General features: G+C 67.6%; 13 protein-coding genes and 1 pseudogene. 5 read left to right on the top strand and 9 right to left on the bottom strand.

Annotated elements, in window-relative coordinates:
• Positions 1–113: 113 nt before the first annotated feature.
• The 4 genes from D9R12_RS06925 to D9R12_RS06910 form a co-directional block, all read right to left on the bottom strand.
• Positions 114–3,125 carry a TonB-dependent receptor gene (locus D9R12_RS06925; RefSeq protein WP_122229277.1) on the bottom strand — a complete coding sequence of 1,004 codons (3,012 nt, stop codon included), beginning with the start codon at positions 3,123–3,125 and terminating at the stop codon, positions 114–116.
• 103 nt (positions 3,126–3,228) lie between these two features.
• Positions 3,229–4,248, bottom strand: a complete 1,020-nt coding sequence (locus D9R12_RS06920) for a LacI family DNA-binding transcriptional regulator (protein WP_122229275.1) — start codon at positions 4,246–4,248, stop codon at positions 3,229–3,231.
• Positions 4,249–4,417: 169 nt separating this feature from the next.
• Positions 4,418–4,702, bottom strand: coding sequence for a BolA family protein (locus tag D9R12_RS06915; protein WP_014160388.1), 285 nt, complete (start codon positions 4,700–4,702; stop codon positions 4,418–4,420).
• Positions 4,699–4,998: a YciI family protein gene (locus D9R12_RS06910; RefSeq protein ID WP_122229274.1), complete on the bottom strand. Its 300-nt coding sequence runs from the start codon at positions 4,996–4,998 to the stop codon at positions 4,699–4,701. Before D9R12_RS06910 ends, D9R12_RS06915 begins: the two co-directional genes overlap by 4 nt.
• 399 nt (positions 4,999–5,397) lie before the next feature.
• Between D9R12_RS06910 and D9R12_RS06905 the strand changes: the two genes are divergently transcribed.
• From D9R12_RS06905 to D9R12_RS06890, 4 genes and pseudogenes are all read left to right on the top strand, one after another.
• Complete coding sequence (locus D9R12_RS06905) at positions 5,398–6,303, top strand: segregation and condensation protein A (RefSeq protein ID WP_122229272.1); 906 nt, start codon at positions 5,398–5,400, stop codon at positions 6,301–6,303.
• Positions 6,304–6,421: 118 nt separating this feature from the next.
• A pseudogene (gene scpB, locus D9R12_RS06900) lies at positions 6,422–7,321 on the top strand (SMC-Scp complex subunit ScpB); the annotation flags it as partial.
• Positions 7,321–8,901 (top strand): pseudouridine synthase, encoded by a 1,581-nt coding sequence (locus D9R12_RS06895; protein ID WP_122229268.1) that lies wholly within the window; start codon positions 7,321–7,323, stop codon positions 8,899–8,901. The pseudogene scpB and the gene D9R12_RS06895, both read left to right, overlap by 1 nt.
• A 183-nt stretch (positions 8,902–9,084) precedes the next feature.
• Entirely contained in the window at positions 9,085–9,864 is a 780-nt protein-coding gene (locus tag D9R12_RS06890) for a ferredoxin--NADP reductase (RefSeq protein WP_122229266.1), read from the top strand.
• 66 nt (positions 9,865–9,930) lie between these two features.
• Here D9R12_RS06890 and D9R12_RS06885 read toward each other — a convergent pair whose 3' ends face one another.
• The gene (locus D9R12_RS06885) at positions 9,931–10,413 is read right to left on the bottom strand and encodes a glutathione peroxidase (RefSeq protein WP_122229264.1); all 483 of its coding nucleotides are present in this window, start codon (positions 10,411–10,413) and stop codon (positions 9,931–9,933) included.
• Positions 10,414–10,623: 210 nt separating this feature from the next.
• Here D9R12_RS06885 and D9R12_RS06880 point away from each other — a divergent pair, with 210 nt between their 5' ends.
• Complete coding sequence (locus D9R12_RS06880; RefSeq protein WP_170159177.1) at positions 10,624–12,780, top strand: M3 family metallopeptidase; 2,157 nt, start codon at positions 10,624–10,626, stop codon at positions 12,778–12,780.
• A 57-nt stretch (positions 12,781–12,837) separates the two neighbouring features.
• Here D9R12_RS06880 and D9R12_RS06875 read toward each other — a convergent pair whose 3' ends face one another.
• From D9R12_RS06875 to D9R12_RS06860, 4 genes are all read right to left on the bottom strand, one after another.
• A complete protein-coding gene (locus tag D9R12_RS06875; RefSeq protein ID WP_147475059.1) occupies positions 12,838–13,215 on the bottom strand; it encodes a hypothetical protein in 378 nt (125 codons plus the stop codon).
• 79 nt (positions 13,216–13,294) lie between these two features.
• Positions 13,295–13,714, bottom strand: a complete 420-nt coding sequence (locus D9R12_RS06870) for a hypothetical protein (protein WP_147475058.1) — start codon at positions 13,712–13,714, stop codon at positions 13,295–13,297.
• A 209-nt stretch (positions 13,715–13,923) separates the two neighbouring features.
• On the bottom strand, positions 13,924–15,081 hold the full coding sequence (locus D9R12_RS06865; RefSeq protein ID WP_122229260.1) for a fatty acid desaturase family protein: 1,158 nt from the start codon (positions 15,079–15,081) through the stop codon (positions 13,924–13,926).
• Positions 15,081–16,178, bottom strand: coding sequence for a ferredoxin reductase (locus D9R12_RS06860; protein WP_122229446.1), 1,098 nt, complete (start codon positions 16,176–16,178; stop codon positions 15,081–15,083). Before D9R12_RS06860 ends, D9R12_RS06865 begins: the two co-directional genes overlap by 1 nt.
• Positions 16,179–16,205: the final 27 nt, after the last annotated feature.

Below are 16,205 nucleotides of genomic sequence, written 5' to 3'. Positions count from 1 at the left end.
TCCGGAATTCCATGTAAACGTTTACAAAGGCAGATGCACGTCCGCACCTGGACAGCCGAAGCGGCGCGGACTGCAACCGCTGCCGGGACCGGCCCGGCAGCGGTGCCTGAAGGTTACCAGTCCAGGCCGAAGGACAGCTTGAACATGCGCGGCGGCCAGCGGGTATCGGGACCACTGCGGGTACCGAGCAGCGCGCTGGCGTAGTCGGTGTTGTACTGGGTGAAGTTGTTCCAGTTGAAGACGTTGAACACGTCGCCACGGACTCGCATCTTCACGCTGGTGCCGGTGTCGAACACCTTTTCCAGGGCCATGTCCAACTGCTTGTATCCGATCGTGTGATCGGGGGTATACGAGGCGAACTTGCAGTTGCCATCCCCGGCGCGGCAATCGACCGCCGCAATCGGTTCGGGCGTGGCCAGGGTCAGCTTGCTGGAGAGCGTGAAACCCCAAACCCCGGCCATTGCGGTCATCACCAGGCGTTGGCGCGGGACGCCCGCCGAACGCAGGAATGACTGTCCGTCCAGACTGGGCAAATCAAAGAGGTAATGCTCGTTTGTAGCGGCCGTGCTGAGCCTGTTTTCCTTGGCATCGCTGAAGGTGTAGGCGATGGTCACGCCCCAGGGTGATTGCTCGGTATAGGCCTTGTCCGCCGACAGCAGCAGCTGGTTGAGCTTGGTGTCGATGGCGTTGTCCACCAGAAGCAGATTGCCGTAGCCGGGGATCGGCTGATCGAATGGTGCGCAGCTCCACTGCGCGCCGTTGTCGCAGCCGTGGAAGGAGCCATCCGGATTGCGGTTGCCCAGCGTGAACAGCAAGCCATCGTAACTGCGCACGTGTGCGATGGCGGCCGAGGTGTTCCACTGCGCGCCGGCCAGCTCGACGATGTTGCGCATGCCCACGCTGAACTGGTCCGAGTACGGGGTCTTGAGGTCGTTGTTGAGCAACTGGACTTCCGAACCCAGGTTCGGGTTGGCCGCCGCCAGCGCATCGAGATTGGCTGGATCGAAATAGCTCGTGTCCCATGCAAGGCAGGTTGTCGTGCCGACGTCGCAGGGATGATTGGCGCTGTCGAAGTTATAGGTATAGGGCGCAAAGCTGGTGGAAATCTGCTCCAGCGCCAGGTAGTCGAACAGGTTGCGATCGTATGAGCGACCTGCGCCACCAAAGATCACGTGACGCTGGTCGCCGGCCAGGTCATAGGAAAAGCCAAGGCGCGGCGCCCAGTTGTCCTTGTCGGCCTCGCGGTTTGAACCGGTGGAAATGTAGTCGTTGATGTTGTAGTCGGTGTTCTGGATATTGCTCCAGCCTTGCAGGGCCGTGACCAGGCCTTGCGGCGTCACGAAGTCCTCGTAGGCCGGCGTCTTTTCATAGTCATAGCGCACCCCGAGATTCAGCTCCAGCCTGTCGTTGACCTGCCAGTCATCCTGCACATAGAGGCCGAACTGCTTGTTCTTGGATTTCACCGCGCCTTCTTCAGCCCCTGGCAGCACCGACTGGAAACGCACGCGATACGGAATGAAGCTGTCCAGGGTGGTGTTGCCGGCGTCCAGGTTCTCGTAGTAATCCACCGAATACTGCGGACTGGCCGGATTGCGCTGCAGGGAACTGACTTCAACGTCCTTGTACTTGACGCCCACCTTGATGGTATGTCCCTGCAGCCCGTAGAACGTGAGGTCGTTCTGAAGACCGTCGCCCTTCTGCGCCTTGTCCTGGTAGTCCGCGCCGCCACCGACGTTGAGGATGGCGTTGCCGTCCTCGGTATTGACCAGGTTGTTGCGGATCTGATAGCCGGGACCAAAACTGATCGGGCGAGGACTCCACGCGTCATCCTCGTGGGTCAGGTGCAGGTCGTTGAGCCAGTTCTCGTTGCTGAACTGCCAACGCAGGTCGAAGCGCTGGGAGTCGTTGGACTTGTCGCTGCCGTAGGAAGGAACGTTGGGACCATCCCCCACGTTGGTCAGCTCTGTCTCATCACGAATCTTGGCCGACAGCTCGATCAGGTTGTTCTCGTTGGCCTGCAAGGTCAGCTTGCCGAAGTAGCTGTCCTGCTCGAACGGCACCGTCACCGGGCCGAGGTAGTTGGCCAGCTCGGGCGTCAGGTCGGCCGGATCGAACGCGGTATCCCCCACACGCACCGTGCGGGGCCGGTCGATGCGCTTGGCCTCGTAGGTTGCAAAGAAGAACAGGCGGTCCTGGATGATCGGACCGCCGAAGGACGCGCCGAACTGCTCCTCACTGGAAGGCACCTTGACCCCGCCGGGCTGCTCCTCGGCGTAGGTGCGATCGCGCCACTTTTCGGTGGTGTAGTCCCAGAAGAACTGGCCCTTGAACGCGTTGGTCCCCGACTTGGTCAGGGCGGTCACCGCTGCCCCGGAAATCTGGTCGTATTCGGCCTTGTAATTGGACGTGATGACCTTGTATTCGCCAATTGCCAGCTGCGGGAACGGGTTGCCGCTGGAAGAGTCCTGGCCACTGACGCCGCCCTGAAGCACGTAGTTCTTCTGCCCGACCCCATCGATGAAGACGTTGATGCCATTGCCGTTCTGGGCACCGCTACGCAGCCTGGCCGAGCCATCGGCGGACTGTTCGAAGATCATGCCCGGCACGATATCGGCAAAGGCCAGGAAGTTGCGCGAGCTCTGCGGCAGCGACTGGATCTGCTGCTGGCTGACGTAGCTCGCCACCTCGGACGTCCTGGTTTCTGCAATGACCGGCGGCGCAGTGACCTTGACCGTGCTCAGGTCGGTCGCCCCGCGGTCCGGGGTAACCGCCGCCGATGGCGCGGCGTCCACGTTGAGCGTCGCGGTCTGGCCCACCTGCAGGGTCAAGGCCTGGCTGCTGGCCTGGCCATCGGCAACGACCTCGACCCTGTAGGGCCCGGGCGGCAATCCGCCGACGATGTAGCTGCCGTCTGCGCCAACGCGCGCGGTGCGGGACAGACCGGTGGCCGTGTTGGTTGCCGTCACCGTGGCGCCCTGGCCGGCACCGCTGACCTGGCCGCGCAGGGTGGCCGAGGTCGACTGGGCATGGGCCAGCGGCGCGGCGCCGATCAACAGCCAGCTGGCCAGGGCGCAGCTCAGCAGGCGGCGCGCAGGCCGGGCGGAAATGTGCGTGCAGTGCTTCATGCGTTGGCCCCTCCCAGGGCTTGCCCAATCAATGACTCGGGGGATCGTCAGTGCAGCAGGCGTGCTGCAAGGGGGGAAAACCGCGCCGGTCAGGCACGGGCGTTCATTGCTTCACTGCCGGCGCCGAATGGCGTACGACCAGTTCCGGGATCAGCGGTTCCGGCGCGGGCATCAGCTGGTCCTTGGCGTCGATGTCCTGCAGCAGGCGCTGCAGGGCATTGGCGCCCAGCTCGGCAATACTGATCCGCATGGTGGTGAGCGTGGGGTGGACGAAGCGCGCCACCGGCACGTCGTCAAAACCCGCCAGGGCAATGTCGCCGGGCACCTGCACGCCGGCCTGGTTGAAGGCGAACAGGCACCCCAGGGCCATCATGTCGTTGGCGGCGAACACAGCATCGGGCCGCTGCGCCGCCGCCAGCAGCGCGGTGCCGGCCTCCATGCCGGAGGCCTCGTCGAAGTTGCCCGGCACCACCCAGGCCTGGCTGCCGGGCAGCAGCTCGGCCAGCGCGTCGCGGTAGCCGCGCAGGCGCTCGGCCGCATCGAAGTTGCCTTGTGGCCCGGCGATGAAGGCGATGCGCCGGTGTCCGGCCGCGACCAGGTGCCGCATCATCGTCACCGCCCCGCCGTGGTTGTCGATGTTGAGCACCGGATAAGCGCCGTCGGGCACGCGCGTGTTGATCATCACCACCGGCAGGCCTGCCGGCAGGTTGTCGGTCAAAAATCCGGGTTGGTCGGCGTACGGCGACAGCACCACCAATCCATCCACGCGCCCGCGCATCGCCCGCAGCGCCGCGCCCTGTGCCTCCTGGGCACCGTGGTAACTGGACACCAGCAGGTGCTTGCCGCGCGCGCGCGCAACCCCGTCGATGCCGCGGATCAGTTCGGAAAAGAATTCGCCGTACAGGTCCGGCAGGACCACGCCAATGGTCTGGGTGGTGCGGCTGCTCAGGCTGCGGGCAGCGGCATGGGGCTGGTAACGCAGGCGCTGGGCAGTTTCCAGCACCAGCTTGCGGACCCCGGCGGCAACATTGGCCTGGCCGTTCAACGCGCGCGACACGGTAGCCACCGAGACCGAAGCCTCACGTGCCACGTCCCTGATGGTGATGGTGCCGCTTCGCCGCACGTCCGCCCTCCGCGGTCATGACTGTCGTTGGTCGGCGCGCACTGTAAACGCTTCCACGCAGTCGCGTAAACCCGACGTTCGCAGGAGGTTACAGGCGTGTGATCAAGGCCTTGCGAAAACCGGCCGCGGTTCCACGCCCGAGTCGGCGCAGCTGGCCCGGGTGGGCCGCTCAACCGGCCTGTTCGGACTCGGCCGGAGTCAGGGCCTGGATACTCAGGGCATGGATATCGGTCTGCATCAGCTCGCCCAGCGCGGCATACACGATCCGGTGCCGGGCCAGCGGCAGCTTGCCGGCGAAGGCCTCGCTGACCACCCGCACCCGGAAGTGACCGCGCCCATCGCGCGCGCCGGCGTGGCCCGCATGGCGGTGGCTTTCATCCTCAAGTTCCAGCGCACAGGGCTGCAGCCCCGACTCCAGCGCGGCGCGGATCCGGGCCAGGCGCGGTTGACTCACGGCAGCACCTTCAGGAACGGGCGCACCTCCACCCGCGCGTAGACACCGGCCAGCGCGTAGGGATCGGCCTCGGCCCAGGCGCGCGCGGCCTGGAGCGATTCGAACTCGGCGATCACGATGCTGCCGCTGAAGCCGGCCGGTCCCGGGTCGGGCGAATCGATCCGCGGGCACGGCCCGGCCACAAGCAGTCGGCCAGCGTCCTGCAGGGCCTGCAGCCGGGCCAGGTGGGCCGCACGCGCCTGCTGGCGCAGGGGCTGGGAGTCGGCCACGTCATGGCCTTCGATGGCATACCACATGGCAATATCAGGTCCGCAGCTTGAACACCGGCGCATTGTACTGGCCCTGTCCGCTGGACACGGGCCTTGCCAGCCCGTACTCTTTGGCACAATTCGGCACGGCACGACCTGCAGCGGCGCTCGTCCAGATCCCAGTGGGGTCCGTGGACGACCCTTTTACCGCTGCCACGCGCGTTTCGCAGCCAGATCACCTTCTCCCAACGTTCCCCGCCGCCATCCCCCGTGGGCGTGCGCCGCATTGGGCTTACGTGCCAAGCGCCTTGGCCACGCAAGGTTTCATCGCTGCAGTCACCCGCGCGCAGCCCGCCAGGCCCGCGTGTTTTTCGCAATTGCATGCTCCACCGGCGCCAGCACGCGGTGGACGGCCCCAACCGTAGTGTTGACGCGACACGGCCCCTGATGACATCGCAACCCGCGCCCGGCGCGACCGCTTCCACCGAGACCACGCACAATCGGCAGCAGCACCAGATGCCGCTGGCGCTGGTGCATGGCCAGCCGGTGCTGCAGATCCCGCAGGACCTGTACATCCCGCCGGATGCGCTGGAAGTGATCCTGGATGCGTTCGAGGGCCCGCTGGACCTGCTGCTGTACCTGATCCGCAGGCAGAACCTGGACATCCTGGACATCCCGGTACTGGAGATCACCCGCCAGTACGTGGATTACATCAACGTCATGCAGGAGCTGCGCTTCGAACTGGCAGCCGAATACCTGGTCATGGCCGCGATCCTGGCCGAGATCAAGTCGCGCATGCTGCTGCCGCGGCCGCCAGCGGTGGAAGCCGAGGAAGGCGATCCACGCGCCGAGCTGGTGCGCCGCCTGCAGGAGTACGAGCGCTTCAAGCAGGCCGCCGAGGACATCGACGCCCTGCCCCGCCAGGACCGCGACACCGCGCCGGCCCGTGCCCACGTACCGGATCGGGCGGCGATCAAGGTCCTGCCGGATGTCGAACTGAAGGAAATGCTGCTGGCGTTGCACGAAGTGCTCAGGCGCGCCGAGCTGTTCACCGGCCACGCGATCAAGCGCGAGGCCCTGAGCGTGCGCCAGCGCATGGGCGAGGTGCTCTCGCGCCTGGAGGACGGCAGGTTCCACCGGTTCGAGACGATGTTCACCGTCGAGGAAGGACGCCTGGGCGTGCTGGTGACCTTCCTGGCGGTGCTGGAACTGGCCAAGGAACAGCTGCTGGACATCGTCCAGGAAGCCGCGCTGGCGCCGATCTACGTCAAGTCCCTGGCGCTTGGCAACACCAACGAGCCGCTGCAGTTCTCCAGCACGTTCGATGATTCCGATGCGGCCAATGACGCCTGAACCCGGCCGCCACGACTGACCTGTCACGCCTGGGCCGATGCCCGGCCTGAAACGACACTGCATGCAAGACGACGCCTTCGACCACCAACCCCGGACCGACACCGCCATGCCAGCCCAGCTGGAGCCGGCGCTGGTCGGCCGCATCATCGAAGCGGCACTGCTGGCCTCGGCCCAGCCGATGGCCGTGCCGCAGCTGGCCAGCCTGCTGCCCGAGGACCATCCCGACGCCGAGGCCAGCGTCAGGGCCGCGCTGGAGCAGCTGTCGGCCGCCTGCGCCGGCCGCGGGGTGGAGCTGGTCGAGGTGGCCAGCGGCTGGCGCTACCAGGTCAAGGCCGAGGTCCATGGCTGGGTCTCGCGCATGTGGACCGAACGCAAGACCCGCTACACCCGCGCCACCCTGGAGACCCTGGCCCTGATCGCCTACCGCCAGCCCATCACCCGCGGCGAGATCGAACAGGTCCGCGGGGTGGCGGTCAGCAGCAACATCATCCAGGCCCTGGAAGAGCGCGAATGGATCCGTGTGGTCGGCCACCGCGACGTGCCCGGTCGGCCGGCCCTGTTCGGCACCACCCGCACGTTCCTGGACTACTTCGGCCTCAAGCGCCTGGACGAATTGCCACCACTGTCCGAGCTCAAGGAGATCGGCGAGCTGGACCCGCAGCTGCCGTTCGCCAGGGCGCCGATCGCGGCCAGGGCCGATGCCCAGGGCCAGCCGCCCGAGCACGGCGCAGGGACCGCACAGGCCGACCGGGCTGATGCGCGCGACGCCGCGGTGGGGGCAGCACCGCAGGATGCAGCGGGCGCCGATCCCGAAGCTGGGTCCGAGTGGCCGGCCCAGGACCTGCAGCAGGCCGCGCTCGACGACGCAGGCCCACACCCCGATGACGTCCCGGCCCCGGCCGACGCCGTCGAAGACGCCGCGCCCACCGCCGATGACGGCCGCCACGCGCACGACCCCTCCACTTCCCGACAACCCCAAGAAGACGACGCCGCACCGGTCTCGTCGGAGCAGAAACCATGAGTGACACCCCCCGCAGCAAGCTGTCGCTGAAGCGCGACGCCGCCGCAATCCCCGAAGTCCGCCTGCAGGAGCGCCTGCACAAGGTGCTGGCCCAGGCCGGACTCGGCTCGCGCCGTGCGCTGGAGCAGCGCATCGCCGACGGCCTGATCAAGGTCAACGGCGAGGTCGCACAGACCGGCATGTCCATCGGCAGCGGCGACCGGGTCGAGCTGGATGGCCGCACCTTCGTCGCCAGCGCACTGACCGAGCCGGCGCGGGTGTTGATCTACAACAAGCCCGAAGGCGAGGTGACCACCCGCGAGGATCCCGAAGGCCGCCCGACCGTGTTCGAGTCGCTGCCGGCCATCAAGGGCGCACGCTGGATCGCCATCGGCCGCCTGGACATCAACACCACCGGCCTGCTGCTGCTCACCACCGACGGCGAGCTGGCCAACGCGATGATGCATCCGTCCCACGAGGTCAGCCGCGAGTACGTGGTGCGCGTGCGCGCCCCGGAAGGCCAGGACACGGTGTCCGACGCGCTGGTCGAGCGCCTGCGCAATGGCGTGGAGCTGGAAGACGGCCCGGCCAAGTTCGACGAGATCGAGCGCATCGGCGGGACCGATTCGCACGACTGGTACCGGGTCGCCCTCAAGGAAGGCCGCAATCGCGAAGTGCGCCGCCTGTGGGAGTCGCAGGGCTGCCAGGTCAGTCGGCTCAAGCGCACCCGCTACGGGGCCATCGAACTGCCGCAGCCGCTGCTGCGCGGCCAGTCGCAGGAACTGTCCGATGGCCAGGTCCAGGCGCTGCGCAAGTCACTCAAGCTCGAGGATGGCGCGCCGGCCGCATTGACCCTGCAGCCGGTCATCGGCCAGCGCAGGGCGTCCAGGACCGTGGTCAACGCCCGCGGCGCCGGCAATGCCTACGTCAACGGCCACACCACCGCGGCCGACGAGGCGCGTGAGCTGCGTCGCTTCGACCACGTGCGCGAGGACCGTGGCCGCGGCGGCCGCGGCAAGCCCAGCTTCAAGGGCGGCCTGACGGTCACCGGTGAAGCGGCGGCCAACCAGTCGCAGAAGCCCTTCAAGACGCGCGCGGCCAAGGGTCCCAAGCCCCTGCCCGATGGCAACCCGGCCGCGTTCCGCAGCTGGTACGTGCCCGAGGGCGTGGACACCGGCCCGACCGGCCACCGCAACGCCGGTCCCGGCGGCCCGAAGAAGCCCTATGGCGGCAAGCCCGGCGGCCCGCGTCGCGGCGGTCCCGGCGCAGGCCTCGGTGGCAGCGGTCCCTACGGCGGTTTCGGCGAGGGCGCGCGCGGTCAGGGCGTCGGCCAGGGCGCCGGCCAGGGCCAGCAGCGCAAGGCCAGGCCGTATGGACATCCGGGCAACGCCCCGAGCTTCCCGTCCGACCATGCCACGCCCGGCGCCTACAACCCGTACGGCCAGCGCCAGGGCCGGCCCGGCGGCGGCAACCGTCCGCCTGGCGGCCCGCGTCCCGGCGGCGCCGGCCCACGTCCGGGCGCCAATCGCGGTCCCGGTGGCAAGCCTGGCGGCCCACGCGGCGGCAGCCGCGGTCCGCGCGGCGGCGGCAACGGCTAGGCGCCACCAACTTTGGGGGGGGCGCGCGTGCCGCGCTCGCCTCGAGGTGTCTGTTCCAGGGCGCGCCCGCGCCCGACCACGCTTGCAGCCAAGTGCGCGCCACCTCGCAAGAGGTGAGCACCGGTTCCATGGCGCCACTTACACTGCGTCTTGCATGATCCCCTCCGTGACGACGATTCGCCCATGTCTTCCGCTTACGGCACCGAGACGGTGCTTGAGGTCCACCACTGGACCGACGACTACTTCAGCTTCACCACCACCCGCAACGACGGCTTCCGCTTCGAGAATGGCCAGTTCGTGATGATCGGCCTGGACGCGCAGCCGCGGCCGCTGCTGCGTGCCTATTCCATCGCCAGTGCCAACTGGGAAGAGCAGCTGGAGTTCTTCAGCATCAAGGTGCCGGGCGGTCCGTTGACCTCGCGCCTGCAGCATCTCCAGCCCGGCGACAGCGTGCTGGTCGGCAAGAAGCCCACCGGCACCCTGCTGATCTCCGACCTGCAGCCGGGCAAGAACCTGTACCTGCTGGGCACCGGCACCGGCCTGGCGCCGTGGCTGAGCGTGTCCAAGGATCCGCAGACCTACGAGCGCTTCGACAAGGTCATCGTGGCCCACGGCGTGCGCTTCGAAAAGGACCTGGCCTACCGCGACGAGTTCGAGAAGGTGCTGCCCCGGCACGAGTTCCTGGGCCCGATGCTGCGCGACAAGCTGCTGTACTACCCGGCGGTCACGCGCGAGCCGTTCCGCAACCACGGGCGCCTGACCGAGCTGCTGGACAGCGGCCAGATGGCGCGCAGCCTGGGGCTGGAACCGATCGATCCGGCGCGCGATCGCTTCATGATCTGCGGCAGCCCGCAGATGCTGGCCGACCTGCGTGCGCTGCTGGACAGCCGCGGCTTCCAGGCCTCGCCGCGCATTGGCAGCCCCGGGCACTACGTGTTCGAACGGGCCTTCGTGGAGAAGTGAAAGCGCCCGTGCCGGCGCCACCGGCCCGGCTCGCAGGCACCAATGCCGTGCGCACTGCGGCCGGCTTCAACCCAGCGCGCGCCCGATGTCAGCCGCCAGCGAGGCCGGCGCGCGCCGCGGTCCGTAACGCCTGAGCACCTGGCCGTTGCGGCCGACCAGGAACTTGGTGAAGTTCCACTTGATCCGCTGCGTGCCCAGCAGGCCGGGCCGCTCGCGCTTGAGTCGCTGCCACAGCGGATGTGCGCGCTCGCCGTTGACCTCCACCTTGGCGAACATCGGGAAGCTGACCGCGTAGTTGAGGCTGCAGAACGCGCGGATCTGGTCCTGGTCACCGGGCTCCTGGTGGCCGAACTGGTCACACGGAAATCCCAGCACCACCAGTCCGCGATCGCGGTACTGCTGCCACAGCACTTCCAGCCCGCCGTACTGCGGGGTGAAGCTGCAGCGCGAGGCGACGTTGACGATCAACAGGACCGAACCGGCCCAGTCGGACAATGGCTGCTCGTGCCCGTTGATATCAATCGCAGAAAACGCGAAGACGCCCCGCATGCATCGATTCCCCGACCAGTCCCGCCGCGATCATAGGCGCTGCAGGAGTGCCCTGCCAGCAGCGTGCCGCCTGGGTCCTGGGCCTGGACCCGGTGCGAGCGGGCAGCTGGCAGATGACAGCCGCGTCATGCATCGCGCGCCCGTGCGTGCTGCAAATGCGCGACTGCGGTAGCCTTCACGGTCATCCTTCGCAACCGGAAGCTGCAACGCATGACCACCCGCCTCGCCCTGGCGCTCGCCCTTGCCCTTGGAATGCCCATGTCCGCCCATGCCCAGACGCCTGCCAGCGCAGCCAGCCAGCCGGCCAATCCATTTTTTGCGCAAAGCCCGCTGCCGCTGCACTACCCGCAGTTCGACAGGATCACCGATGCCGATTTCGCGCCGGCCTTCGATGCCGGCATGGCTGCGCAGCTTGAGGAAATCCAAGCCATCGCCGACAACCCGGCCAAGCCGACCTTCGACAACACCATCGTGGCGATGGAAAAGAGCGGCCAGCTGCTGGAGCGGGCGAGCACGGTGTTCTTCAACCTGGTCGGCACCGATACCAACCCGGTGCGCGAGAAACTGCGCAGCGACTACTCGGCCAGGTTTGCCGCCCATCGCGATGCGATCTCGCTCAACGGCAAGCTGTTTGCGCGCATCCAGGCGCTGTACGACACGCGCACCGAGCTGGGCCTGGACCCGCAGGGCGTGCGCCTGATCGAGAAGTACCACACCGATTTCGTCCGCGACGGTGCCAAACTTTCCGATGCGGACAAGACCAAGCTCAAGCAGATCAATGCCGAGCTGGCCGCGCTGGCCACGCAGTTCAGCCAGAACGTGCTCAAGGAGGTCAACGACTCGGCCGTGGTGGTCGATGACGTCACACAACTGGCCGGCCTGAGCCAGTCGCAGATCTCCACCGCAGCCGACGAAGCCAACTCGCGCAACCTGCCCGGCAAATACGTCATCACCCTGCTCAATACCACCGGACAGCCGCCGCTGACCAACCTCAGCAACCGCGACCTGCGCGAGAAGATCTTCAAGGCCTCGATCAATCGCGGCAGCCGCGGCAATGCCTACGACAACACCGCCCTGGTGTCGCGGATCATGACCCTGCGCGCGCAGAAGGCGAAGATGCTGGGCTATCCCACCTACGCGGCCTATTCGCTGGAAGACCAGACCGCCAAGACCCCGCAGGCGGTCAACGACATGCTGGGCAAGCTGGCGCCGGCGGCGGTGGCCAACGCCAAACGCGAGGCGGCCGACCTGCAGGCGATGATCGATGCCGAGCAGAAGGCGGCCGGCAAGCCGAGCTTCACGCTGGCCGCCTGGGACTGGGCCTTCTACAGCGAGAAGGTGCGCCAGGCCAAGTACAACTTTGACCAGTCCCAGCTCAAGCCGTACTTCGAAATGAAGAACGTGCTGGAAAACGGCGTCTTCTACGCCGCCGGCCAGGAATACGGGCTGACCTTCAAGGAGCGCACGGACCTGCCCAAGTACCACCCGGATACCTACGTCTACGACGTGTTCGATGCCGATGGCTCGCAGCTGGCGATCTTCATCTTCGATCCGTACGCGCGCGCCTCCAAGCGCGGCGGTGCCTGGATGAATGCCTATGTCTCCCAGTCCGGCCTGACCGGCGACAAGCCGGTGGTGGCCAACCACCTCAACATCCCCAAGCCACCGGCCGGCCAGCCGACCCTGCTGACCTGGGATGAGGTCACCACCGCGTTCCACGAGTTCGGCCATGCGCTGCACGGGATGTTCTCCAACGTGCAGTACCCGTATTTCTCCGGGACCAGCGTGCCACGCGATTTCGTCGAGTTCCCCTCGCAGGTCAACGAGATGTGGGCCGACTATCCGTCGGTGCTCAAGCACTACGCCAGGCACCACCAGAGCGGTGAGGCCATGCCGCAGGAGCTGCTGGACAAGGTCCTGGCCGCGGCCAAGTTCAACCAGGGCTTTGCCACCACCGAATATCTGGGCGCGGCGATGCTGGACCAGCGCTGGCACCAGATCAGCGTCGACCAGATCCCCGATGCGGCAGGCGTGATGGCGTTCGAAGCCCGGGCCCTGGCCGCCGACGGCATCGCCTATCCGCCGGTCCCGCCGCGTTATCGCACCCCGTACTTCAGCCACATCATGGGCGGCTATTCGGCCGGCTATTACGCCTACATCTGGTCCGAGGTCCTGGATGCCAACACCCAGCAGTGGTTCGAGCAGCACGGCGGCCTGAGCCGGGCCAACGGCGATCGCTTCCGCAAGCTGCTGCTCTCGCAGGGCGGCAGCCAGGACGCGATGAAGCTGTTCCAGGATTTTGCCGGCCACGCGCCGCAGATCGAACCGCTGCTGGAAAAACGCGGCCTGCAGACCAAACTGGACTGATCCAGGGGCCGGTGTATTGGGCGCAAGAACAAACCCGGCCGATGGCCGGGCTCTCGCCTATCCGGGAGGGTCGCTCTTTTTGGGCAAGTCGATGATCCGCTGGCCGTCGCCGACCGGCATCGTCATATGGATCCTGCCGTCCCTGGGATCGAGCACGCGATAGGGGCCCAGCTGCACCGCGCCCGGGATTTCCCGGCCGCGCGCATCGAGCACCCGGACCGGCCGGGTCGGCGGGTCGGGCTGGATGGAGAGCGGCTGTTCCACGCGGACAGGGGTGATGCCGGTGTCGGAAGCGACCTTGGGCGTCGCGTCGGCGCGCTCGGAGAGGTCCTGGCGCACCGAGGCAGTCGGGTGGGGCTGACCCAGCTGTTGCGCGCCGCTGGCCGTTGGCAGGAGCAGCAGTGCGGAGAAGGCGCAAATCAGCAGGGTCTTCATGCCGCCACATCCGGCGTGCAGAGGTCCAGCACGTAACGCGTCGACACCGGTGCCTGCAGCGCGGGCAAGGTGCATCCGCTCAGGGCTTGGGCGTCGGCTGGATGATCCGCTGGCCATCACCGTGGGGCATGGTGGTGTAGACCTTTCCGGTCTTGGGGTCCATGACCTGGTTGGTCCCCATCGGCACCGCACCGCTGATCGGCCTGCCTTGCGGATCGACCACGCGCGCTGACGCTGCCGGCGTGGCCGGTGCTGCGGTGCTCGGCTGGACCGGACGATTGGCATCGGTGGCCGGGCCCTTCGGACTGATCAGTGGCGCCTGGCTGCGCTGGCCGGGGTCGCTGGCGACCGAGCGGCTCTGCGGGCTGGCCGGCTGCGGCAGCGTGCGGGCGCCACTTTGTGCCGGGGCGATGGTTGGCTGCCTGAGCTGCTGCGCGCCGGCGGCAAACACGGCCAGAAGCGGCAGTGCCGCGGACAGGGAAATGACGGAGGCTTTCATGGCGATGTCCTGCTTGCGAAGGAATGCCTTGACGGTACGCCGGCACGGCTGCATCGCCGGTGAAAAAAATCGCCGCTTGCGCGTGCAGGGCGGCGTTTCGCGGTATCCGGCCAAGGCCGCCTGACGGGGCCGGCATCGGTAGGGCGGGTCTTGACCCGCCGTTTTCGGCTGTTCATGCACCGCAGGCGCGTTGCCGCCAGGCGGATCGTTCAGCCAGCCTGCTGGGCGGCCTGGTTTGCGCCCATCTCCAGCGCGGCCGCCGGCTTGCGGGTCAACGCCGCCTGGCGACGCGGCTTGCTGGGGAACGCATGCCGCACGATGCGCCATGCCACCTGACCGAACTGCCTGAACAGCGAGCCGGTGTTGTAATGCTGGCCGTAGCGCTTGCAGATCTCGCGCACTTCCACGGCCATGTCGGCATAGCGGTTGGCCGGAATGTCCGGGAAAAAATGATGCTCGATCTGATGGCTCAGGTCGCCGGTCAGCACGTCGATCACGCGCCCGCCGCTGATGTTGGAGGAACCGCGCAGCTGGCGCAGGTACCAGTGACCACGGCTCTCGTTGCGCACCACGTCCTTGGGGAAGGTCTCCGCTTCGGCGGTGAAGTGGCCGCAGAAGATCACCACGTAGGTCCAGATGCTGCGCAGCACGTTGGCAGTGATGTTGCCCAGCAGCACCGGCAGGAAGAACGGGCCGGCCAGCGCGGGGAAGATCACGTAGTCCTTGAGCATCTGGCGGCCGATCTTGCGGCCCAGCGGGCTGAGCTGCGCGCGCAGCTGCCTGAAGCTCATCTTGCCGGCGAAGAACCGGCCCAGGCGCAGGTCCTGGATCGCCACGCCCCACTCGAACAGCAGGCAGAAGACCACCGCGATCGGCGGCTGCAGCAGGTAGAACGGCCTCCACTTCTGCTCGGGGAAGATCCGCAGCAGGCCGTAGCCGATGTCGTCATCCAGCCCGCGCACGTTGGTGTAGGTGTGGTGGCGGAAATTATGGGTCCTGCGCCAGTTTTCGCTGGTGGCCACGATGTCCCATTCGTAGCTGCGGCTGTGCAGCTGCCGGTCGCCCATCCAGTCGTACTGGCCGTGGATCACGTTGTGGCCGACGGTCATGTTCTCCAGGATCTTGGACAGCGCCAGCAGCAGGGTGCCGGCGATGCAGGCCGGCCACAGCAGCATCGGCACGAATGCACCGACGAACAACAGGATCCGGCCCAGCGCGCCGGTCCAGCGCACGGCCGAAACCGCACGGCGGATGTAGCGCGCGTCGGGCGCGCCGAGCTGGGCCAGCGTGCGTGCGCGCAACGCGTCCAGCTCGGCGCCGAAGTGCTGCAGTTCGTCCTGGGAAAGCGGGCGGTTCTTGTGGGCCATTACAGATCCAGGGTGAGGTCGGAGGCGGCGGCGTTGATGCAGATGCGCACGGTGGCGTCCGGCTCGGCCGAACGTGCATTGGTCTGGGTATCGCGGGTGATGCCTTCGCGCTTGCCGCAGGCGCAGGTGTTGCAGATGCCCATGCGGCAGCCGGAGGCCGGGCGCAGGCCCTGCTCTTCCAGCGCCTGCAGCAGCGGGCGGTCTCGCGGCACGGTCAGGGTGCGCCCGCTGCGTGACAGCGTGACCTGGACCGTGCCGGCTTCGCCGGGCTGGGCCTGGGGCGGGGTGAAGGCTTCGGCCTCGAAGCGGGCCACGCGGGCCTGCAGCGCCTGGCGGGCGGCTTCGACAAAGCCGTGCGGGCCGCAGGCATAGACCTGGCACTGCGCCAGCTGCGGCACCAGCGTGGCCAGGTCGGTCTGGCCGATCCGCGGCGCGAAGCCGCCCCGGCCATCGTCCTGCCCGGTCAGCGCCAGGTGCAGCCTGAAACCGGCGTGCCGGGCGGCCAGCGCCTGCAATTCATCGGCGAAGCAGACCTGGGCGCGGGTGCGGGCCCAGTACACCAGGTCCATCTGCACCGCCATGCCCGCGGCGTCGAGCTGACGCAGCATCGCCATCAGCGGGGTGATGCCGCTGCCGGCGGCCAGGAACAGCCAGCGGCCCTGCACCGCCGGCGGCAGGGTCATCTCACCGAAGGCCGCGCCCAGGTCGAACACCTCGCCCACCCGCGCATCGCGGCACAGATGGCGGCTGACACGGCCGCCGGCCACTTCGCGCACGGTGATCTCGATCCGGTCGCCAGCCACCGCGCTGGGGCTGTAGCTGCGGCTCAGGCGGGCGCCATCGACCTCCACCCCAAGGTTGACGTGCTGGCCCGGACGCACACCGGCGAAGTGCCGGTTGGTCTGCAGCACCAGGGTCATCGCATCGGCCGAAGCTTGGCGGCGCTCGCGCAGGCGCGCCAGCGGGCGCTCCCAGGTCCACAGGGGATTGACCCGGGTGGCCCAGAAATCGAATACCGCCGGTTCGACCAGCGCACTGGCGACACGCAGAACGCGGGAAAACGGGGCAGAGGTACGGCGGGGCAGGACGGCAGTCATGGAGGCCACTATACAGATGTCAGAACA

Origin of the sequence: Pseudoxanthomonas spadix (assembly GCF_003703395.1) — a bacterium.
Taxonomy (GTDB): domain Bacteria; phylum Pseudomonadota; class Gammaproteobacteria; order Xanthomonadales; family Xanthomonadaceae; genus Pseudoxanthomonas_A; species Pseudoxanthomonas_A spadix.
Note: the sequence above shows the minus strand (reverse complement) of the source record. Positions and strands in the feature narration are given on the sequence as shown.